The following is a 21,639-nucleotide window of genomic DNA, read 5'->3' as shown; positions in this document are numbered from 1 at the left end:
CCTTGCCCATGCAGCGTCGTCACTTTCTCCAACTCTCGGCCCTGGCCGGCCTGGCCGCCGCCTTGCCGCGCCTGGGCCTGGGGGCCGCCGTGGATCTATCCGGGGTCACCCTGAATGTCGCCACCTACAAGGGCGCGGCGCCGAGCTTCTTTGCCGAGGCGGGCATCGAGCCGCCACCCTACAAGGTCAGGTACGCCGAGTTCACCGGCGGCAACCTGAGCTTCGAGGCCCTGGTCAGCGGCACCCTGGACATCTCGCCGATGAGCGAGATCCCGCCGATCTTCGGCATCAAGAACCACGCCCCGGTGAAGCTGATCGCGGTGCTCACCGGCGACGTCAACAACCAGGCCTTCATCGTGCCCAAGGGCTCTGCGGTGCAGTCGGTGGCCGAGCTCAAGGGCAAGCGCATCGGCTACATCCGCTCCACCAGCTCGCATTACTTTCTGCTCAAGGCACTGAAGGAACAGGGCCTGGGCTTTGCCGACATCGTGCCCATGGCGCTGACCCCGCAAGACGGTTTCGCCGCCTTCCAGAACGGCGCCCTGGATGCCTGGGTCAGCTTCGGCTACTTCATCCAGCTGGCGGAACTGCGGGCCGGGGCCCGGGTGCTGAAGACCGGCCAGGGCTACCTGTCCGGCAACTACGTGATCGCCGCCAACCAGCAAAGCATCGCCGACCCGCTCAAGCACGCGGCGATCACCGACTACATCCTGCGCGAGTACCGCGCCTGGCAATGGATCGCCAGCCATCCCGAGGAATGGGCGACCAAGAGCGCGCAGATCCTCGGCATGCCGCGCGAAGTGTTCCTCGCCCAGTACCGGGCCCAGAGCGGCCCGCGGTTGTTGCAACCGGTGGACGATGCGGCGGTGAAATCCCAGCAGGACGTGGCCGACCTGTTCTTCGAAGCCGGCGTCCTGCCCCAGCAGCTGGATGTTTCCGGGCTGTGGGACCGCAGCTTCCACTGGTCCTGACCCTGTGGCAGCCGGCTTGCCGGCGAACAGGCCGCCAAGCCATGCAGCGCCCACGATCCGAAGGGGCGATTTCTTTGATTGGCCAGGAGGCCCCATGTTTTCTCGAACCTTGCTGTGCCTGGCGCTGGTCAGCCCCTGGGCGCTGGCCGCCAGCCCGGCGCCATCGCTGCACCAGCGCCTGACGGTGCTCGACAGCCACCTCGATACCCCGATGCAACTGGCCCGCCCCGGGTGGGACATCACCCAGCGCCATGGCTACCGGGACGACCTGTCCCAGGTCGATCTGCCACGGATGAAAGAGGGCGGGCTGGACGGCGGGTTCTGGGCCATCTTCACCCCACAGGGCCCGCTCAACGCCGAGGGCCGGACCCAGGCCAGCGAACATGGGCTGGCGGTGCTGGCGCGGATCCGCGACCTGATCGCCGCCCACCCCGATGACTTCGCCCTGGCCCTGAAGGCCAGTGATGTTCCGGCCATCGTCGCCCGTGGCCAGCGGGTGGTCTTCATCAGCATGGAGAACGCCGAGCCCCTGGCCGCCGACCCGGCACGCTTGCACACCTATTACCGCCAGGGCCTGCGCATGCTCGGCCTGGTGCACTCGGCCAACAACGATTTCGCCGACTCGGCCACCGCCCTGCCGCAGTGGCATGGCCTGAGCCCGGCGGGGCGCGAACTGGTGGCCGAGGCCAATCGCCTGGGCATCCTGCTGGACGTGTCCCATGCCTCGGACCAGGTCTTCGACCAGGTCCTGGCCCTGTCCCGCGCGCCGATCATTGCCTCGCATTCCAGCAGCCGGGCGATCACCGCCCATCCGCGCAACCTGGACGACCGGCGCCTGCGCCAGTTGGCGGCCAGGGGTGGGGTGGTGCAGGTCAACAGTTTCCCCAGCGACCTGATCGACAGCGCGCCCAACCCCGAGCGCGACAAGGCCCTGGGGCCGCTGTACCGCGAGTTTCGCCTGGCGGCGAGCCTGAGCCCCGGGCAGGTGGCGGACCTGGCCGAGCGCATTCGCCAGGTCGAGGCGCGATACCCGCAGCCCAGGGCCAGCCTGGACGACTACATGCGCCACCTGCTGCACATCCTTGACGTGGTGGGGCCGGACCATGTGGGCATTGGTGCCGACTGGGATGGCGGCGGCGGGGTGCAGGGGCTGGAGGATGTGGCGCAGCTACCGCGAATCACCGAGCGCCTGCTGGCGGCGGGTTACAGCGAAGCGGACCTGGCGAAGATCTGGGGTGGGAATCTGCTGCGGGTGCTGGCGGCGGCGCAGGCCGTTACCGCTGGCTAGGAGGTTGAGTGTTTCAGGTCAGATGAAAGGCTTGCCGGATGCGCCAAATCAGCTGTTGCAGGCTTTCTGTCAGCCCTATGGCGGCAGGGTCCACGGTTTGTTCGGCCAGTTGCAGCAGGAATTGCTGCAGATCTTCAGCTATCGGGCCGGGCAGGTGCGTTGAGTGGGGGGCAAGCAGGACCGAGAGGCTCAAGACATCGTTACGGTGTTTACGAATGTTCTTGCTGTCGATCTGCTCCCCCTTGCCCTGGCGCTCGGTCAGGTTCAGCCAGGCATGGGCCTTGAGGGGAATCAGCCGGTCTGCCCCGATGTGGGTGATAGCGTCGATCTGCTGCATGCCTGCGAGTAAAAAGTCGTAGTACTGGTCGTTGAGCAAGATGGCCGAAAGGCTTGAGACGGCTTCGTCGACAGGAATAGGACTCAAGGTCGCGCCCTCTGCCAGATCGATGCCTTCCGGGCTGCGTGAGAACAGTTCGATCTGTACAGGGAAACGGGTATCGGCCGGTGCCATGAAACGATAGAAAATCGGCCTTTCGTTATTGCGTTGCTTGATCTGATAACCGCCGGCTCGTATGAACTCCCAGAACCGAGCGACAAACGAAGGGTCCAGCGCTTCGATGATCAGGACGATGTCCAAGTCTCGGGTGGCCCTGAACGCCTGGCCGGCTTCTTCCATGCTCAGGTAGGCGGCCACGCCTCCGATCATCACGTAGCGGTCGGCGTAGTCGCTGAAGTACTCACGGAAGCGGTCCAGCCCCCTTACCATTTCAAGTTTCCTTCCACTTGGCTCAAGCCGATCTGTATCCGTTCATCCTTGCTGTCCTGCAAGCTCAGGAGCAGCGAGAAAGGATCGACACAATCATCCTTTGTCCGAGCATAGACGGTGGGTTCGTAGGACCAGATCTGCAAGGCGCAGGCGGCGTCCTCGGGGGCCACTTCACTCAGCGCCGGGGAGTCCTTCAGGAGAGTGCCCAGGGTCTCGCTGGAACAGGCGTACACCGGCAGCCGGGGTTCCATCAGCAGGCTGTGCTCGTGCAGCGCCGACTCGCCGGCGAGCAGCAGCGAAGTGTTGTTCACGTGCGGGATCTGGTTCAGCCACAGGGTCTTCTTCAATGGGGAACGCATGTGCTTCCTGGCGTCTTTCCAGAGTTGATGCGACGAAATCCGGATCTCGATGTGGGCTTGCCGGTCGCTGTGTACCACGATCAAGCCCAGGTCCTTCAGCTCTTTGACGGCGCGGGAAACGGTCATCTTGGAGTACTTGAACGGGTCGCCCAGCGTCGATTGGGACAACTGCAACGAGGGCGGCGAGGGATTCATCAACAGATGGATCAGCATGGCCTGGGTGGCCGGACTCATGAGCGTGATTTTTTCCTGTCGAGCGCGGAAGTACTCCCGCAGATCGAGCCCCAGTTCGGGGATGAACAGCTGGTTGCCGGGGACGATGAACTGTACGCCTTTGTCTATCAGGCGCTTGCGTTCATAGGAGGCCAGGGCCTCGGCCACGAAGATCAGGGGGGCCTGGGTCAGTTTGCGCAGCGTATCCATGTGCTTTTTCACGTCCGGCAAGCTGGCCGATTGCTGCGGGTTCTCCAGCAAGACCACGCAGGTCTGTCCGAGCAGGGTCATGTGCAGGAGGCAATAGTGGCTGTTGAGGTAGTAGGGAAGGCTGGGGGCCTGATCCCAGGCACTGAAGCTTGGGGTTTCGCCGAGCACGGTCTCGATGTAGGAGGCGAGCGCAGGCAGTTGGGGGGCCGCGTGCTGGAGTTCGGAGTTCATGGTTGGTGTCCTTTTAACATGGTTTTTGAACGGTATCATTGTTAATGTTACCGTTCAATAAATATGTTACAAACGGCTTTTTCCTGTGCAGGTCCTCTGGCCGAGGTGGATTGTCTTGCGACTGGCTAGTCACTGTTGTTCATGCGTCTTGTGCAGTATCTGTACGCCTGAATATGAAACAAAGTAATATTTGCATATGCTTAAAATGTATTTCTCTTATTAAATGAGCGCCCCTAGGATGGCTTCACATAGACCCAAGTGACTGCATAAGTCGCCGATCTATAACCGAACGCACTATCCATTTCACAGCAGGGAGCGCTGGCATGCCACTGACCAGAAGACAATTGATCGCCCGTATCGCCGCGGTCGGCGGGGTGCAGGCGGCGAGCGCGGTCATGGGCTTGTTCGGCGGCTCGGGCAATGCCGAGGCCTTCGAGGAGAACTATGCGTCGCTGCCCAGCGCGGCGGTGGGCAAGGGCGCTTCGGTGGTGGTGATCGGCGCCGGGATCGGTGGCCTGGTCAGCGCCTATGAGCTGAACAAGGCCGGGTTCAAGGTCACGCTGCTCGAAGCCCGGGACCGGGTCGGCGGGCGCAATTGGACGGTGCGCGGCGGCGATCGGGTGGAGTACAGCGACGGCAGTGTGCAGGTCGCCGAGTTCGACGACGGCTTCTACCTCAATGCCGGGGCCGGCCGCTTGCCCAGCCATCACCAGTTGATGCTCGGCTACTGCCGCGAGCTGGGGGTGGAGCTGGAGGTGCTGGTCAACACCAGCCGCAATGCCCTGGTGCGTCCGGACCTGAATCAGCCAGCGTTGCAGATCCGTCAGGCGGTCAACGACAGCCGCGGGCATTTTTCCGAACTGCTGGCCAAGGCGGTCAACCGGCATGCCCTGGACCAGGAGCTGACGGCTGCCGATCGCAGCAACTTGCTGAGCTTTCTGAAAACCTGGGGCGACCTTTCCGACAAGCTCGAATACCTGGGCTCGGCGCGCTCCGGCTACAAGGTCTGGCCCGGTGCCGGTGACCAGCTGGCGCAGAAGAACGACCCGCTGCCGTTGCAGACCCTGCTCAACCCGGCGCTGACCACGGCGCTGATGATCGATGAATACCCGGAATTCTCGCCCACCATGTTCCAGCCGGTGGGCGGCATGGACCGCATTCCCCAGGCGTTTGCCCGGCGTCTGCAAGGGCAGTTGCGGCTGCACAGCGAGGTGCGTTCCATCACCAACCAGGCCGACGGTGCCGAGGTGGTCTACCTGGATCGCCGCAGCGGCCGCACCCAGCGCCTCAAGGCCGACTACGTGATCAGTTCCTTGCCCTTGCCGTTGCTGGCCAAGGTCGAGAACAACTTCAGCGCCCCGGTGCGTCAGGCCATCGGCGCGGTGCAGTTCGGCTACGCCAACAAGGTGGCCTGGCAGTCGCGGCGCTTCTGGGAAAGCCAGTACCAGATCTACGGCGGGCTGTCGTTCATCAACCAGGAGGCTTCCGGGCTCTGGTACCCCAGCGGCGGTTTCAACCAGGCCGAGGGGGTGCTGGTGGCGGCCTACAACAACGGTGAAACCGCGCGCAGGTTCGGGGAGAAAAGCCTGGCCCAGCAGATCGAGATTTCCCGCCAGGCGGTGGAGCTGCTGCACCCCGGCCATGGCCATGAACTGCGCAAGCCGCTGGTGATTGCCTGGGGCAAGATCCCCTACAACTTCGGCCCCTGGATCAGCCATGAAGTGGCCGAGCCGGACTACAACCTGCTCAACCAGCCCCAGGGCCGGGTCTACCTGACCAGCGACGGCTTGGCCCACAGCGGAGTGGGCATCTGGCAGGAAGCCGCCGCCGGCGCCGCGCGGCGCGTGGTGCGCCACCTTTTTCAACGGGCGCAAGGCTCGTCGCTACAGCAAACGGCCTGAAAAAGCCGAGCACTCACCTGGCTCTGTACAAAAAACTCGCCGAGCAAAGATCAGGCAAGGCAAAAGCAGGCGAGGAAGCGGAGTGTAGGGGCCTACATGAGCATTCCGAGCCTGCTTTTAACGCAGCATGATCGAAGCGCAGGCAGTTTTCGTACAGAGCAGTCACCCATTGCCGGGTAGCGGACCTCCGAAGCTGGCAAACACAACCTTGGAGCGTCTTTGCATGTCTTTGAAAAACACCGTCGTAGGGCTGGGGCTGTTGTGCGCCGCCAGCAGCAGCTGGGCCGCGGGGATCCAGCGCGTGCCGTCCACCTATCCCCATTCGCCGATTTTGCAATCGGTGACCTTGCCCGCCAACAGCGAGGTGACCTACCTCTCCGGCCTGCTGCCGGATCCGGTGGACCCCAAGGCGCCCAAGGAGCAGGTCCATGCCGCCGGCAACACTGAGGCCCAGGCCCGGGTGGTGCTACGCAAGGTGGAAACCATACTCGCCAGCCAGGGCTTGACCCTGGGGGATGTGGTGCAGCTGCGGATCTACCTGGTGGGCGATCCGGCCCTGGGCGGCAAGCTGGATTTCGACGGCCTGCAAGTGGCCTTTCGCGAGTTCTTCGGCACCGAGAAACAACCGCTGAAACCGGCCCGGACCACGGTGCAAGTGGCGGGGCTGGTACTGCCCGGGGCCCTGATCGAAGTCGAAACCGTCGCCGCCCGGTCGCGCTGAGCGCCATTCAAAAGGATCTGAAGTCATGGGTATTTCCTTGCATAAAATCGTTCGCGGCGCCGCGCCCCTGAGCCTTGGCCTGTTGAGCCTGACAACCCCTGTGGAGCTGCTGGCCGCCGATGAAACCCTGGGCACCGTGGTGGTCACCGGCGTGCGTGGCAGCCAGCAGCGCACCGTCACCAACAGCCCGGCGCCGATCGATGTGATCGACAGCGAACAGCTGCGCAGCATCGGCCAGAACGGCCTGAAAGAAATGCTCGGGCGCCTGCTGCCGTCGTTCAACGTGCCAACCATCAACGGCGGCGGCACTGCCTTCTTGGTGCGCGGGGTGAGCATGCGCGGCCTGGGTGGCGATCAGGTGCTGGTGCTGATCAACGGTAAGCGCCGGCACAACTCGGCGCTGATCAACAACGGCGCGCGGGTCGGCAACGCCTCGGTGCCGGTGGACCTGGACCTGATTCCCACCGCTGCCATCGAGCGCATCGAAGTGCTGCGCGACGGGGCCGCCGCGCAGTACGGCTCCGACGCCATTGCCGGGGTGATCAACATCATCCTCAAGCGCAACGCCGAGGGCCTGACCTCGGACACCACCCTGGGCCAGTACTACGACGGCGACGGCACCACCGGCCACGAGGCCTTCAACTGGGGCAACAAGCTGGGGGAGGACGGCGGCTTCTTCAACCTGTCCTGGGACGCCAAGATCCAGGAGCCCTACGAGCGCTCCAGCGCCGCCAGCGGCCAGCTGTACTTCAAGCAGGCCGACGGCTCGCCGGACCCGCGAGAAAGCAATCGCCAGGGCTGGGGCACCGAATACGGCCTGGGCCGCGACCGCACCACCAGCCTGGCCTACAACGCCGAGCTGCCCCTGGCCGATGACCTCAAGCTGTATTCGTTTTCGACCCTGAGCTACCGCAACAGCAACAAGGACCTGGGCCACCGCAAGCCCACCGACATCACCAGCCTGGCGGGGGTGCCCAATGCGCCGTACCCCAACGGCGGCCAGGCGCGGCGGGAGATCCGCGAGACCGATTTCCAGGTCGCCGGCGGCGCCAAGGGCCTGGCGGGCGGCTGGGACTGGGACTTGTCGAGCACCTACGGCAAGGACCGCGGGGTGCTGGACACCGCCAACAACCTGAACATCTCCAACGGCCCCTACGGTCAGCACGACTTCCACCTGGGCAATCTGGTGTTCGACCAGTGGACCAACAACCTGGACTTCTCCAGGGCCCTGGACATCGGCTGGAGCAGCCCGCTGGAAACCTCCTTCGGGGTGGAATACCGCTGGGAGAAATACGCCCTGGAGGAGGGCGAACCCAATTCCTACAACCAGGGCAGCTATGTGCCGGCCACCGGCCCCTTTGCCGGCGTGGTGCCGGACCCGGGGCTGTTCTCGGTCAACGGCACCACCCCGGAAGACGCCTACAGCCTCAAGCGTCACAGCGAGGCGGCCTATGTGGACCTGGGCCTGAACATCACCCCCAACTGGTACGTCGGCGCGGCGGCGCGCTATGAGAAGTACAACCTCGGGGTGGGCGATACCACCAGCGGCAAGCTGACCACGCGCTACGAGTTCCTCCCCGGCTACGCGGTGCGCGCGGCGGTGAGCAACGGTTTCCGCGCGCCGTCCCTGGCCCAGAGCGTGTTCTCCACCACCAGCACCGTGACCCAGTTCGGCGCGGGCGGCACCACCAGCTCGGTGCGCACCAAGCAGATGCGCCCCAACTCGCCGGAAGCCATTGCCCTGGGGGCCAAGGACCTGGAGCCGGAAACCTCGCGCAACTACAGCCTGGGCTTCACCGCCGAGCCCACCGAGCGGCTGCGCCTGACCGCCGACTTCTACCTGATCGACATCGACAAGCGCATCCTCCAGACCGGCATCCTCAAGGGCCCGGCGGTGTCGCAGATCCTGGTGGAGAACGGCCTGTCGCCGAACCTCGCCGGGCAGTACTACACCAACGCCGCCGACACCCGGACCAAGGGCGTCGACCTGGTGGCGGACTACAGCCAGTCGTTCGGCGAGTACGGCACGGCCAAGTGGAGCCTGGCCTACAACCACAACAAGACCACCATCCGCGACCTGGCGGACACCCCGGCGGCCCTGTCGCGCCTGGGGGCCGGCTATGTGCTGTTCGACCGCCAGCAGCAGATCGACCTGACTAAATCCACACCCAAGGACAAGTGGATCCTGTCCACCAACTACAAGGTCGGCGACTGGACCACCAACCTGCAACTGACCCGCTTTGGCGAGTACACCGAAGGCTCGAACATCCCGGCCAACGACCGCACCTACAGCGCCAAGTGGATCACCGACCTGGACGTGGCCTACGACGTGACCCAGAACCTCACCGTGGCCGTGGGGGCCAACAACCTGTTCGACGTGTACCCGGACAAGATCGGCCTCAAGGCCTGGGCGGGGACCTATGAATACGGGATGTTCTCGCCCTATGGCCTGGGCGGTGGCTATTACTACAGCCGCGTCAGCCTGGCGTTCTGATCGATGATCAAGCAGGCGAACGAGCCCCCTGTAGCCGCTGCCGCAGGCTGCGATCGGCTGCGCAGCAGACGGCGGCTGGCGCTCCTGGCGCTGCTTCTGTTCGGCAGCCATGCGCTAGCGCAGCCGGTGCTGCGGGTGTCCAGCCAGAAGCAGTCGCTGAAGATCCTGCTGCAAGCCGCCGGCGAACTGGAGCAGGTGCCGTACCCCATCGAGTTCGCTTCCTTTGCCGCCGCTGCGCCCACCGCCGAGGCCCTGGCCGCGGGAGCGGTGGATATCGGCAGCCTGGGGGATGCGCCGTTCGTGTTCGCCGCTGCCGCCGGGGCGCCGATCAGGACCGTGGGGGTGATCAAGCTCAAGGTCACGCCCACGGCGGTGGCGCTGCTGGTCAGGGACGACTCGCCGCTACGGGATGCCGCCGACCTCAAGGGTCGGCGCATCACCACGACGCGTGGTTCCATCGGCCATTTCCTGGCCCTGGCGGCGTTGCGTTCGGTAGGCCTGCACGGCGCGGATGCGCAGTTCATCTTTCTCCAGCCGGCCGAGTCCCGCAGTTTGCTGAGCAACGGTCAGGCGGACGCCTGGTCGACCTGGGACCCCTACACCAGCATGGTGCAGATGGAAGGTGGAACCCGGGTGCTGGTCAGTGGCGAGGGCCTGTTCGCCGGGCACATGCTGCTGGTGGCCAATGATCAGGCGATCCATGACAAGCCGGCACAGATTGCCGATTTCCTCCGGCGCCTGGACCGCGCCTATGCCTGGGCCAATCAGCATCAGGCCGAGTTTTCCCGCATCCAGGCCGGCTACAGCGGCCTGCCGGTAGAGGTCCATGAACGCTCCAACCGCTATTCCGTGCCGCGACGCATTGCCGTGGGCCCGTCGGTGGTGGCGGACGTGCAGCACACCGCTGATCTGTATCGCGAGGAAGGCATCATCCAGAAGTCGTTCGACGCAGCGGCTTACATGGACGAACAGTTCAATGAAGTTGAATGAATTGATGGCGTTTTTATTAATTGAACTCGGGAGGAATGAATAAATATCCCTTCAATAATGTCCGCTGTTTAACTTGACTATCAGCAAATTTAATAGTGCCGGTCCAGCCTTGTAAAAGTGCCGGTAATGGCCGCTATTTGCCTGATTTTCGATACATTTTTAAGTTTGGAGATTAGAGATAAAGGGTATTTCACAAGGCCTTCTCAACTACTTAAGGTGGCCCTGAAACAAATTATTACGTTCTGCCAGTGTTGTACTTCGTCGCTACTTCCAGGGAATAAGGGAGCTTGCATGTTCACAGTCACTACTGCCGACAAACTTGAAGCGCGGCATATCCTCGATGTTGTGGAAAAACGCTCTTACGGCGTTCAGCTCAAAGGTTTCTGCCCACCGGACACCTTGCAGGTGGCGCGGGATCATCTGTACCAGCAGGAACTGCGCAGTGCCTTCAGCCAGCAGCAGGAGTTCGTCCGGGTCGGCAAGGCCTATATCGAGATCCAGGATGAACAGAGCCGGGCCGAATACCACGCCCTGGCCCTGCCCAACATCCGCAAGATCCGCAACCTGTTCCGGCCTCTGGCCTCGCCCATCGACGAGCTGCGCCTGTTGCTCGACGAGGTCTGGCCCCAGGGCGCGCACCTTTTGCAGGTGGACGGGCAGAAATGCTTCGTCGGCATTGCCCGCTTCCAGGGTTCGGGGGTCGATCTCACGCCCCACACCGACAAGCTCGAACGCAATGCCCCCGAGGGCCACAGCCCGCCGCTGCTAACCCAGCTGTCGACCAACATCTACCTGGAGATCCCCGAGGACGGCGGTGAACTGGAGATCTGGGGCATCGAGCCGGACGAGGACGAATACAACCGCCTGAAGGGCGAACGGGCCTACGGCATCGAGCGCCACCTGCTGCCGCCGCCGGACTTCGTGGTCAAGCCCGAGCCCGGCGACCTGATCCTGCTCAACCCACGGCTGATCCACGCGGTACGCCCTTCGGCCAGCAGCACCCGGGTCACCCTCGGGGTCTTTATCGGTTACTACGGCGAACACCAGCCTTTGGCCTACTGGAGCTGAACTCATGAGCAAGGTGCAGGAAATCAACCTCAAGGCCTACTTCAACAAGGGCGGCGAGGAGCACGAATTCGACGGCAAGCGCGTGGTCCTGGCGGTCAGCGTCGGCCAGGAATACCACGAGGACCAGAAGCTGCGGTCCACCATCCACCTGATCAACCAGTCCGGCTTCAGCCACGTCAAGGTGGTGGTCGCCGACACCCTGCAACGCCACAACAAGCACGGCAAATCTCCCGGCGAGGCGCTGTCGGCGTCGATCCGCGACGGCGATGCCTGGCTGGCGCGCAACCAGAGCATCCTCGACGGCCTGCGGGTGCCGTACCACATCACCCGCTGGAACCAGGAGCTGGCCAGCGACCGTTACGCCGAACTGCGCCAGCAACTGGACCAGATCTATCAGCAGCGCGAGGAATTGCGCCAGGCCATCGACAGCACCATCGGCGTGTTCACCGAGCGCCTGCGCTTGCGCGATGAACAGGCGGACATCGAACGGGCGGCGGCCCAGTGCCGGGAATACATCCTGGAAGAGATCCCGATCATCCTGCCGCTGTGGGCCGACGAGGGTTACCACTACGTGCTCTATCCGCAGCAGATGACCAGCGCCATGGCCACCAGCCGCGAGCTGCTGATCGAACCCCACAGCCCGGACCGGGTGCGCTGGCTGCCGCTGAAGTTCAAGAAGCGCGGGATTCCGATTCCGTTCACCTTGCCCGGCGCCATTCACCCCAACTGGGCCAGCGGCGCGATCGCCATCTGAACTGCCCATCAATGCAGGAGCTGGCGTGCCAGCGCCGGCGTCCTGCCGGCGGTGCAGGGCTCAAGGGCCTGTTCGCCGGCCAGCTCCTGCAGAGCGTTTTTCCATGACTGACAAGGAGTTTCCATGAGCGTTTTTGCGCAACAGCAACGCAAGTGGTGGGCATTGCTCGGTGTGAGCATCGCCAGTTTTCTCGGCTGTGTGGACTTCACCATCGTCAACACCGCGCTACCGGCGCTGCAGGCCGACCTGGGAGCCTCGGTGGACGCCCTGCAATGGGTGATCAACGGCTTCATCCTGGCGCTGTCGAGTTTCATGGTGCTGGTGGGGCGCCTGGCCGACCTGCATGGGCGCAAGCGGGTGCTGTTCATCGGCCTGAGCGTGTTCGGCCTGGCGTCCTTGGCGGCCGGGCTGGCGGGGCAGATCGACACCCTGATCGGCGCGCGGGTGATCCAGGGGCTGGCCTGCGCGGTGCTCTACACCGCCTCGGGGGCGATTGTCTCCAGCACCTTCGACAGCGCCGAGCAGGGCCGGGCTTTCGGCGTGCTGTTCGGGGTCAACGGCGTGGGGCTGGCCGTCGGGCCGGTGCTGGGCGGGCTGATCACCAGCGCCTTCGGTTGGCAGTGGATCTTCCTGATCAACGTGCCTTTCGTATTGCTGAGCCTGGGCATCTGCAGTTTCAGCGTGCAGGAGTCGCGCTCGGCAGAGAGCGGTGCGCGGCTGGATGGCTGGGGCGCGCTGCTGTTACTGATCGGCCTGCCGAGCCTGGTGCTGGTCATCGTCCAGGGCGGCAGTTGGGGCTGGGCGTCGTCCCTGACCCTGGGGCTGGTGGCGCTGGCGGTGCTGGCCCTGGGGGCATTTCTCGCGGTGGAGCGGCGGGTGGCGGCGCCGATCATCGACCTCAAGCTGTTCGCCAACCGGCGTTTCGTCGCCGGGGTGGCGGCCAGTTTCGGCCTGGCGCTGTTCTACTGCGTGGCGTTTTTCGTCATGCCGCTGTACCTGGCGCAGATCCGTGGGGAAACGGTGCAGGCCAGCGGCCTGCTGCTACTGCCCACCACCTTGGGCGTGGCGCTGCTGTCGCCGCTGGTGGGGCGGCTGGTGGACCGCAAGGGCCCGGCGCTGCTGATCAAGACCGGGTTGCTGCTGTTCGTGCTGTCGGCGCTGCTGCAGGCCGGCTTCGATCGCCAGACTTCACTGCCTTATCTGCTGGGCGCCTTCGTCATCATGGGCCTGGGCTGGGCGAGCATTCTCGGGCCGTCGACGGTGCTGGGCATTTCTTCGGTGCCCCAGGCCGTGGGCTCGGTGGCCATGGGCTCGCTGATGACCCTGCACAACGTTGGCGGCGGCATCGGGCTGGCGCTGGGCGTGGGCTTGTTCCACCACTTTTCCGCCACGCCGCTGGATGACGCCCAGGGCGCCTTTCTCAATGGCTATCGCGGGGTGATGCTGTTCTTGGCGCTGGCGATGCTGTTGGTCTGGACTGCGGTGAGCCTGTTGCTGCGCGCCGCGCCGAGTCCGGTGGCGGCGGCCGAGGAGGGCGCCAGCCATGGCTGAGCGTGGCGGGCAGATGGGGCTGGGGGCCTTTCTCTCCGGCTCCGGAGCCCACGGCGGCAGTTGGCGCCATCCCCGCGCGGACGCCGATGCCTCGTTGAATTTCCAGCGCTACCGGCACTACGCCCAGACCCTGGAGCGGGGCTGCTTCGACGCGCTGTTTCTCAACGACAACGTGGCGGTGGGGGATCTCGATCCGCGGGTGCTGGCTCGCAGCTCCCACAGCCTGCGCTGGGACCCGCTGACCCTGCTGCCGGCCCTGGCGGTGGTGACCCGGCACATCGGCCTGATCGCCACCGCCAGCACCACCTACAACGAGCCCTACAACCTGGCGCGCAAGTTCGCCTCGCTCGACCACTTGAGCGAGGGCCGGGCCGGCTGGAACCTGGTGACGGGGCTGATCGGCGGCGAGAACTTCAATCAGCCCGTGCCCATGAGCCACGCCCAGCGTTATGCCCGCGCCGAGGAGTTTTTCGACGTGGTCAGCGGCCTGTGGGACAGCTGGGCCGATGACGCCTTCCCCCGGGACAAGGCCAGCGGCCAGTGGCTGCGCCCGGAGCGGATGCACCTGTTGCAGCACCACGGACAGCACTTTCAGGTGCAAGGGCCATTGAACGCACCACGGCCGGTGCAGGGCTGGCCGGTGATCGCCCAGGCTGGTTCCTCGGGCCCAGGCAGTGAACTGGCGGCGCGTTGCGCCGAGCTGGTGTTCACCGCGCAGGCCGACCTGGAGCAGGCCAAGGCGTTCTACGCCGGGCTCAAGGAACGACTTCCCGCTTACGGCCGCCATGCCGGGCAGTTGAAAATCTTCCCAGGCATCGCCCCCACGGTGGGCCGCAGCTTCAACGAGGCCGAGGAAAAGTACCAGCAATTGCAGGCGTTGCAGGACCCGCAGGCCCAGCTCAAGGCGCTGTCCTACCTGTTGGACCTGGGCATCGACCTGTCGAGCCTGCCCCTGGACGCCCAGGTGCCGCTGTTGGCGGATGCGGTGCCCACCGAACGGCACAAGAGCCGTCGGCAACTGGTGGTGGAGCTGGTCCGCCGGGAGCGGCCAACGCTGGCGCAGTTGCTGCGCAGCCTGTCCGCCAGCGGGCACAAGGTGCTGGTGGGCACGCCGGGGCAGATCGTCGACGAGATGGCGACCTGGTACGAGGAATACGCCGCCGATGGCTTCAATGTGCTGTTCACCCACCTGCCGGGGGCCATCGACGACTTTGTGCAATTGATCACCCCCGAGCTGCAACGCCGGGGCCTGTTTCGCCAGCGCTACACGGGGCACAGCCTGCGCGAACACCTGGGGCTGGAACGGGTGGCAAACCGATTCTTCAGCCAGAGGGGCAATGGCTGAATCGGCGAATGGGGCTTTACTCTCAAGGCGCAACGCCCATCGATCAACGCCTATCGAACAACCCAAGGAGCAACAGCATGTCCGGATGGTATGAGTTGAAGAAAAGCAGCAGCGGCCAGTTTCGTTTCCTGCTCAAGGCGGCCAACGCCGAGACCATTCTCACCAGTGAGCTGTACACCACGCGCGGAGCCGCCGAGAACGGCATTGCCTCGGTGCAGGCCAACAGCCCCCTGGAAGAGCGCTACGAGCGCAAGAGCGCCAAGGACGGCAAGCCCTATTTCAATCTCAAGGCGGCCAATCACCAGATCATCGGCAGCAGTGAAACCTATTCATCGGAGGCGGCCCGGGACAAGGGCATCGCCAGCGTCAAGGCCAACGGTCCGAGCCACAACATCAAGGACCTGACGGGCGCTTGAGCCCGGTTCTGCAAGGCCTGGGCCGCTCGTCCTGACCAGGGACAAGGCCGTGTTGCTGCGCCGCCATCGGCCCGACTGAAGCGGGCACCCGCGATGGCGGCGAGCTTGGGGTCTAGCCCCAGGCGGGCGCCAGCCGATTGGCGACTGAAATCTGGCGAAATGCCATCACTTGCATTATCCTCCGCGCCCGTCACCGGGCGGTCGGCATGCCTGGCGCACGGGTTGACGTTATCGATCATTGTCCAAGGGATCTGCGACCTCATGATTCGCCCTCTCGTATTACTCGCCGCGCTGCTGGCGCTGAGCGGTTGCTACAGCCTGTCTTCCACGAAAATCGCCGAGAGCATGCGCCCCGACTCGCAGTCGGGGGTGGCCTATGTGGTGGGCGTGGTGGGTATCTGGCCGAAGGCGGTGCACACCGCCAACGAACAGAGGCTGCTGATTCGCCCGCGGGGCGGTGACGGGTTCGCCTCGGCGCGCTTGTACAACCAGATCTACGGTCGCACGCCACGGGATGTGCGCGAGACCTGGCACGGCATCGGCAGCCTGTTCGTGATGCCGCTCAAACCCGGGCGCTACGAGATCTACAACCTGTACTTCGACCGCGGCAACGCCACCGCCTGGAGCCGCGAAGACTTCTCCATCCCCTTGGAACTGGAAGCCGGCAAGGCCTATTACCTGGGTGATTTCCGCGCCGGCTGCCTGTCGGCCGCAGGGGCCAAGTGCGTGTTTCTGCACAGCGACCACCTGGAGCGCGACGCCGCCCTGGTGCGCGCCAAATACCCGCAGGTGCCGAGCCTGCAACGGGTCGATCTCGAGAAGATGGAAGAAGTCACCGCGTTGATCGTCAAGGAGCAGGGGCCCAAGGCGTCGATGCTCAAGGCCATGCTGTCGGGGGATCTGTAATGCGCGGTCGGGTGTGGTTATTGATGGTGTGGATGCTGGCGCTTGGCGGTTGCCAGACCAGCCATAGTCTCAAGCCGGCCGAGGTGGATTATCAGCAGCGGCTGCCGGCGATCAGCGTCAGTGTGATCGGGGCCATCCCCGGCGGGCTGATCCGTGACGAACTGCGTCGGCGCGGCACCTTCGAGCAGGTGCAGTCGGGGTTCAGCGTCGATGGCTACAACGTGATCGTGATGGCCAACAGTGATTACTATGGCTGGCAGAACATTCCCATGGGGCTGCTCAGTGCGATGACCTTTTTCATCGTGCCGGGCCGGGTCACCTGGGACAGCCAGGTGATGTTCCATGTCAGCCGTGGCGACCAGCCTTTGGCCAAGTATCGGGTCAGCAATCAGACCCGCTCCTGGCGCGGTTGGGCCAATCCCGATGGCAGCCAATACCAGCATGTGCAGCGCATCACCGACGACTTCATCGCACAGATGCTGCAGGACCCGCAGTTCAAGGCCAAGGCCCCGGTGGCGCTGAACAGCCACTGAGCGCCGCTTGAACGCGCCCCTGTCAAAGCCCGGACGGTGTCAGCCGCCCGGGCTTTTTTTTCAGGGCATCAGCCCAGGGTCTGCAGCAGCGTCTGCAACTGTTGGCGTGCGCCCTGGTTCAGGGCAAACACCGGCCGGCGTGGCTCGCCGGCGTTCAGCCCGGTCAGTTCCAGCCCGGCCTTGACCGTGGCCGGCAAGCCGCCCTTGAGGATGAAATCCAGCAGCGGCAGCTGGCGGTAGAACAGCTCCCGGCCGCGCTGCAGGTCGTTGTCCAGCAGCGCCTGGTAGAGGTCGAGATTGAGCTGCGGGATCAGGTTCGCTGCGGCCGTGCACCAGCCGCTGGCGCCGGCGGCGAAGGCTTCCAGGGCCAGCGGGTTGCAGCCGTTGTAGAACGGCACCTGGCCTTCACCCAGCAGTTGCAGCTTGTGCATGCGCTGGATGTCGCCGGTGCTTTCCTTGACCAGGGTGACGTTTTCCACGCTGTGGAAGATCTTCAGGATCAGTTCCACCGACATGTCGGTGCCGCTGGTGGCCGGGTTGTTGTAGAGCATGATCGGCACGCCGATGCTGGCGCCGATGGCCTGGTAGTGGGCGAGGATCTCGGCTTCGCTGAGTTTCCAGTAGGAGGTCGGCAGCACCATCACCACGTCGGCGCCCTGGGCTTCGGCAAAGCGCGCGCGGCGGATGGCCTTGGCGGTGGTCAGGTCGGAGACGCTGACGATGGTTGGCACGCGCTTGGCCACGTGGTGGAGGCTGAACTCGGCGACCTGGTCCCATTCCGCGTCGCTGAGGTAGGCGCCTTCGCCGGTGCTGCCCAGGGGCGCGATGGCGTGGACGCCGGCGTCGATCATGCGGTCGATGGAACGCCCGAGGGCGTCCAGGTCCAGGCCTTCGCCGTTGGTGCCGAAGGGGGTGACGGTGTAGCCGATGATGCCGTGGATCTTGGTGGTAGACATGGTGCAACTCCTGCAAGGCATAAGGGGTGGATCAGTTCAGGCAGTCGGCGTGTTTTTTCAGGTTTTGCCGAGCGTAATAGTTGAAGGCGGCGCCGTGGCGCTTGGGCTTGGAGATCCAGTCGTGGGCTTCGCGGCCCAGCTCCGGCAGGATCGGCTTGATGCGGCCGGCGGCCATGGCCAACAGTTGCAGCTTGGCCGCGCGCTCGATCAGCTGGGCGATCACGCAGGCTTCCTCGATGCTCGCGCCGGTGGACAGCTGGCCGTGGTGGGAAAGCAGGATCGCGCGCTTGTCGCCCAGGGCCGCGGAGATGATTTCACCTTCTTCGTTGCCCACCGGCACCCCCGGCCAGGGTTCGAGAAAGGCGCAGTCCTCGTACAGCGGGCATAGGTCCATGTGCGACACCTCAAGCGGCACTTCGAGCATCGACAGCGCGGCAACGTGGGTCGGGTGGGTGTGGATGATGCAGTTCACGTCCGGCCGGGCGCGGTACACCCAGCTGTGGAAACGGTTGGCCGGGTTGGGCATGCCGTGGCCTTCGAGGACTTCCAGGTCTTCGTTGACCAGCAGCAGGTTGCTGGCGCTGATTTCGTCGAAGCCCAGGCCCAGCTGCTGGGTGTAGTAGGTGCCCGGTTGCGGGCCACGGGCGGTGATCTGCCCGGCGAGGCCCGAGTCATGGCCGTTCTCGAACAGAATGCGGCAGGTCAGGGCCAGCTTTTGTCGGTCGGTCCACGTATTATCCGCCAGGGTGTTTTGCATCTGGGTCAGGGCTTGCTTGACCAGCTGGTCTTTGGGCAGTGCTAATGTCTTGGCCATGTCGAAGGTCCTTTGAGAAGTGCAATGGACGTCGGATCTGCGCTTCACCTGCTGCTTGCGAGGTCGTTGGGTGAGTCGCGATGACACTTAAAAGGCTATATGACACTTTGTGTCATTGGCAAGCGCCAATCGTTGTTTCCTAGATGGATTAACCGCTCTACATGTCTATCCGTTTGAAATTACTGAGAAAAAAACTTGGCGTGACCCTGGAGGCGCTGGCCGAAAAATCCGGGATGACCAAGAGTTATCTGTCGAAAGTCGAGCGCGGGTTGAACACCCCGTCGATCGCGGCGGCGCTGAAACTGGCCAAGGCGCTGAACGTCAAGGTCGAGGAACTGTTCGCCGAGGACAGCATCAGCCTCGACAGCTACAGCCTGGTGCGCAGTGACGAGCGCCAGTCGCTGGCGGCCAACGACCAGGCTCCGGGCTATGCGGTGCTGGCCCACCAGGTCAGCGAGCGCAACCTGCTGCCGTTCATCATCTACCCGGCCAAGGAGTTCAGTGACAAGACCTTCAAGGAACACCTGGGGGAGGAGTTCCTGTTTGTCCACGAAGGCCAGGTGGAAGTGGACTTCATGAGCGAGCGGGTGATTCTCAACCGTGGCGACGCGCTGCATTTCAACGCGCAGAAACCCCACCGCATCCGCTCCCTGGGGGACGAACAGGCGCAGTTGCTGGTCGTCGTGCACAGCAACGAAGAGTGAACCCCGGCCACGTCCTGTAGCCGCTGCCGCAGGCTGCGAACGGGCCGCAGGCCCGCGGCGATCCCCAGAACGCCCGCGCTCGGCGCGGTCAGCGTTCGACGGGCACCGACAGGGCCGGGTTGCCCAGGGCGTGGGTCTTGGCATCGAAGAAGCGCAGGCTCAGGTCCAGGCCTTCGAACAGCTTGGCGTAGTGGCGCTTCTGGTGCTGGATGAACGCCGCGCTGCGCGGGTAGATGGAAATCGCCAGGGTCTTGGCCGTCGACTGGCGGATCGCCTGCACCAGGTGGTTGTCCTGGGGCCCCAGGTTGTGGCCGAAGATGCACAGCGCGCCGCTGTGGTCCTGCAACTGCTGGTAGCAGAACGACAGGTAGTCCGAGCTGCGAATGGTCTTGAGCTTGTCCGCCAGTGGCCCTTCGCTGACGAACAACGGCACGTCGTCCAGGGTCTTGAGGGTGTTGTTGATGGCGAAACTGCCCAGCAGGGTGCCTTCGGTGGAGGTCAGCTTGCGCGCGCTGCCGTCCAGGTTGCGCACCAGGTGCAGGCCGCCGTGCAGGTAGAGCAGGCGGGTCGCGGCGCTGGGGGCGGCGCCCAGTGCGAAGGCCGGATCGGCGCCGTGAAACAGGTCGTCGATGCCTTGGCTGTCATGCTGCACCGCCCAGTAGTTGAGCAGGTCGTAGTTACTGGTGAACACCGTGGGGTAGCGCCGCAGTTCCTGGTTGATCGCCGCCAGGCTCTGCGCCTGGACCAGGCGCCAGGGCATGTGCACCGCGTGCACGGTATTGATCAGTGCTTCCTTGATCGCGTAGTAGCGATTGCGCGGCGCCGCCGAGCTGACCGCCAGGGCCTTGTTGACCCGGCTGGTGGTTTTCAGGGCACCCAGCACCTGCTCGAAGCTGCGGGTCTGCAGGGCATCGAACACGCTGAGTTCGGACTGGCTGAGGGGCTTTTCTTCCACCGTACGGGCGTTTTCGAACAGCGAGTCGTAGGCAAAGTCTTCCCACACGGCGCGGCTGGCGCCGTTGCCGATCAGCAAGCCGCTGAACGGCGTGCTTGCGCGCAGGGCGTTCCAGTCTTCTAGTTCGGCATCAAATTCCTGGAAATCCATCATCGCGGTCATCGGTCTCAAGGCTGGAGGTCTTTCGGGCGCCGACTTTATCACGACCGACCCTTGAGCCAGATCAACAACGCCGGTGACCGATCGGTCGATCCTGTCCGGCAAACATTGCATCGACACCGTGAAATCGGCATTCGCCGGGAGACTTTCTGATGAGCAGCACCTTTTTTATTCCAGCCGTGAACATCATGGGCATCGGCTGTCTCGACGAGGCCATGAGCGCCATTCGCAACTATGGATTTCGCAAGGCGCTGATCGTCACTGACGCCGGCCTGGCCAAGGCCGGGGTGGCCAGCATGGTGGCCGAGAAACTGGCGATGCAGGACATCGATTCGGTGGTCTTCGACGGCGCCAAGCCCAACCCAAGCATCGCCAACGTTGAGCAGGGCCTGGCGCAACTGCAGGCGGCCCAGTGCGATTTCGTCATCTCCCTGGGCGGCGGTTCGCCCCATGACTGCGCCAAGGGCATCGCCCTGTGCGCCACCAATGGCGGGCAGATCCGCGACTACGAAGGCGTCGACCAGTCGGCCAAGCCGCAACTGCCGCTGATCGCCATCAACACCACCGCCGGCACCGCCAGCGAAATGACCCGTTTCTGCATCATCACCGACGAGTCGCGCCACGTGAAAATGGCCATCGTCGACCGCAACGTCACGCCGCTGCTGTCGGTCAACGACCCGGCGCTGATGGTGGCGATGCCCAAGGGCCTGACCGCCGCCACCGGCATGGATGCCCTGACCCACGCCGTGGAAGCCTATGTGTCCACCGCCGCCAACCCGATCACCGATGCTTGCGCCCTGAAGGCGGTGGAAATGATCAGCGCCAACCTGCGCCAGGCGGTGCACGACGGCAACGACCTGGCGGCGCGGGAGAACATGGCCTACGCGCAGTTCCTCGCCGGCATGGCATTCAACAATGCCTCCCTGGGGTTCGTGCACGCCATGGCCCACCAACTGGGCGGTTTCTACGACTTGCCTCACGGTGTGTGCAACGCGGTGCTGCTGCCCCATGTGCAGAGCTTCAATGCCACGGTATGCGCCCAGCGTCTGACCGATGTGGCCCATGCCTTGGGCGCGGACATTCGTGGCTTCAGCCCGGAAGAGGGCGCTCAGGCGGCAATCGCGGCGATTCGCACCTTGGCTCGGGACGTGGAGATTCCTGCCGGTTTGCGTGAGTTGGGTGCCAAGTTGCAGGACATTCCGCTGCTGGCAGCCAATGCCCTGAAAGACGCCTGCGGCCTGACCAACCCACGCCCGGCGGATCAGCGGCAGATCGAGGAGATCTTCCGCAACGCGTTCTGAGGAAAAGGGGGATTCGCTGACCAGCCAGCTTCT

Annotated in this window: 20 protein-coding genes; 15 read left to right on the top strand and 5 right to left on the bottom strand. The window is 64.3% G+C overall.

Going from position 1 to position 21,639, the window contains the following annotated elements:
• Positions 1-8: 8 nt before the first annotated feature.
• Positions 9-971, top strand: a complete 963-nt coding sequence (locus LXM55_RS05475; RefSeq protein ID WP_233319381.1) for an ABC transporter substrate-binding protein — start codon at positions 9-11, stop codon at positions 969-971.
• Positions 972-1,065: 94 nt separating this feature from the next.
• Positions 1,066-2,259: a dipeptidase gene (locus LXM55_RS05470; RefSeq protein WP_233319379.1), complete on the top strand. Its 1,194-nt coding sequence runs from the start codon at positions 1,066-1,068 to the stop codon at positions 2,257-2,259.
• Between the two features lie 13 nt (positions 2,260-2,272).
• Here the strand turns inward: LXM55_RS05470 and LXM55_RS05465 are convergent, their stop codons facing one another.
• Together LXM55_RS05465 and LXM55_RS05460 are read right to left on the bottom strand one after the other, a co-directional pair.
• Positions 2,273-3,025, bottom strand: a complete 753-nt coding sequence (locus tag LXM55_RS05465) for a hypothetical protein (RefSeq protein WP_233319377.1) — start codon at positions 3,023-3,025, stop codon at positions 2,273-2,275.
• Positions 3,019-4,038, bottom strand: coding sequence for a MarR family transcriptional regulator (locus LXM55_RS05460; protein ID WP_233319375.1), 1,020 nt, complete (start codon positions 4,036-4,038; stop codon positions 3,019-3,021). The genes LXM55_RS05465 and LXM55_RS05460 overlap by 7 nt, the downstream gene beginning before the upstream one ends.
• Positions 4,039-4,361: 323 nt before the next feature.
• Between LXM55_RS05460 and LXM55_RS05455 the strand changes: the two genes are divergently transcribed.
• The 11 genes from LXM55_RS05455 to LXM55_RS05405 all read left to right on the top strand — a co-directional run bounded on the left by LXM55_RS05455 (position 4,362) and on the right by LXM55_RS05405 (position 16,717).
• Positions 4,362-5,939, top strand: a complete 1,578-nt coding sequence (locus tag LXM55_RS05455) for a flavin monoamine oxidase family protein (protein WP_233319373.1) — start codon at positions 4,362-4,364, stop codon at positions 5,937-5,939.
• 223 nt (positions 5,940-6,162) lie between these two features.
• Entirely contained in the window at positions 6,163-6,660 is a 498-nt protein-coding gene (locus LXM55_RS05450; protein ID WP_233319371.1) for a RidA family protein, read from the top strand.
• Between the two features lie 25 nt (positions 6,661-6,685).
• Positions 6,686-9,154: a TonB-dependent receptor plug domain-containing protein gene (locus LXM55_RS05445; RefSeq protein ID WP_233319369.1), complete on the top strand. Its 2,469-nt coding sequence runs from the start codon at positions 6,686-6,688 to the stop codon at positions 9,152-9,154.
• A 3-nt stretch (positions 9,155-9,157) separates the two neighbouring features.
• Positions 9,158-10,144, top strand: a complete 987-nt coding sequence (locus LXM55_RS05440; protein WP_233319368.1) for an aliphatic sulfonate ABC transporter substrate-binding protein — start codon at positions 9,158-9,160, stop codon at positions 10,142-10,144.
• Between the two features lie 291 nt (positions 10,145-10,435).
• Positions 10,436-11,212: a 2OG-Fe(II) oxygenase gene (locus LXM55_RS05435; RefSeq protein WP_233319367.1), complete on the top strand. Its 777-nt coding sequence runs from the start codon at positions 10,436-10,438 to the stop codon at positions 11,210-11,212.
• A 4-nt stretch (positions 11,213-11,216) separates the two neighbouring features.
• Entirely contained in the window at positions 11,217-11,966 is a 750-nt protein-coding gene (locus LXM55_RS05430; protein WP_233319365.1) for a tRNA-dependent cyclodipeptide synthase, read from the top strand.
• A gap of 123 nt (positions 11,967-12,089) precedes the next feature.
• Positions 12,090-13,517, top strand: a complete 1,428-nt coding sequence (locus tag LXM55_RS05425) for an MFS transporter (RefSeq protein ID WP_233319363.1) — start codon at positions 12,090-12,092, stop codon at positions 13,515-13,517.
• Positions 13,510-14,862 carry an LLM class flavin-dependent oxidoreductase gene (locus LXM55_RS05420; protein WP_233319362.1) on the top strand — a complete coding sequence of 451 codons (1,353 nt, stop codon included), beginning with the start codon at positions 13,510-13,512 and terminating at the stop codon, positions 14,860-14,862. Before LXM55_RS05425 ends, LXM55_RS05420 begins: the two co-directional genes overlap by 8 nt.
• Positions 14,863-14,939: 77 nt before the next feature.
• On the top strand, positions 14,940-15,278 hold the full coding sequence (locus tag LXM55_RS05415) for a YegP family protein (protein ID WP_233319360.1): 339 nt from the start codon (positions 14,940-14,942) through the stop codon (positions 15,276-15,278).
• 261 nt (positions 15,279-15,539) lie between these two features.
• Complete coding sequence (locus tag LXM55_RS05410) at positions 15,540-16,184, top strand: hypothetical protein (protein WP_233319358.1); 645 nt, start codon at positions 15,540-15,542, stop codon at positions 16,182-16,184.
• Entirely contained in the window at positions 16,184-16,717 is a 534-nt protein-coding gene (locus LXM55_RS05405; RefSeq protein ID WP_233319356.1) for a hypothetical protein, read from the top strand. Before LXM55_RS05410 ends, LXM55_RS05405 begins: the two co-directional genes overlap by 1 nt.
• A 68-nt stretch (positions 16,718-16,785) precedes the next feature.
• Here LXM55_RS05405 and LXM55_RS05400 read toward each other — a convergent pair whose 3' ends face one another.
• Both LXM55_RS05400 and LXM55_RS05395 read right to left on the bottom strand, forming a co-directional pair.
• Positions 16,786-17,673 carry a dihydrodipicolinate synthase family protein gene (locus LXM55_RS05400; RefSeq protein WP_233319353.1) on the bottom strand — a complete coding sequence of 296 codons (888 nt, stop codon included), beginning with the start codon at positions 17,671-17,673 and terminating at the stop codon, positions 16,786-16,788.
• Positions 17,674-17,704: 31 nt separating this feature from the next.
• Entirely contained in the window at positions 17,705-18,487 is a 783-nt protein-coding gene (locus tag LXM55_RS05395) for an aldolase (RefSeq protein ID WP_233319351.1), read from the bottom strand.
• Between the two features lie 161 nt (positions 18,488-18,648).
• Between LXM55_RS05395 and LXM55_RS05390 the strand changes: the two genes are divergently transcribed.
• On the top strand, positions 18,649-19,191 hold the full coding sequence (locus LXM55_RS05390; protein ID WP_233319349.1) for a helix-turn-helix domain-containing protein: 543 nt from the start codon (positions 18,649-18,651) through the stop codon (positions 19,189-19,191).
• A gap of 88 nt (positions 19,192-19,279) precedes the next feature.
• Here LXM55_RS05390 and LXM55_RS05385 read toward each other — a convergent pair whose 3' ends face one another.
• Complete coding sequence (locus tag LXM55_RS05385) at positions 19,280-20,299, bottom strand: DUF4917 family protein (protein WP_233319947.1); 1,020 nt, start codon at positions 20,297-20,299, stop codon at positions 19,280-19,282.
• A gap of 158 nt (positions 20,300-20,457) precedes the next feature.
• Here LXM55_RS05385 and yiaY point away from each other — a divergent pair, with 158 nt between their 5' ends.
• Positions 20,458-21,606 carry an L-threonine dehydrogenase gene (yiaY, locus tag LXM55_RS05380; protein WP_233319345.1) on the top strand — a complete coding sequence of 383 codons (1,149 nt, stop codon included), beginning with the start codon at positions 20,458-20,460 and terminating at the stop codon, positions 21,604-21,606.
• Positions 21,607-21,639 lie beyond the last annotated feature (33 nt).

Source organism: Pseudomonas sp. Au-Pse12 (assembly GCF_021341665.1).
GTDB lineage: Bacteria > Pseudomonadota > Gammaproteobacteria > Pseudomonadales > Pseudomonadaceae > Aquipseudomonas.
This window is presented reverse-complemented; position numbering and strand designations above follow the sequence as displayed.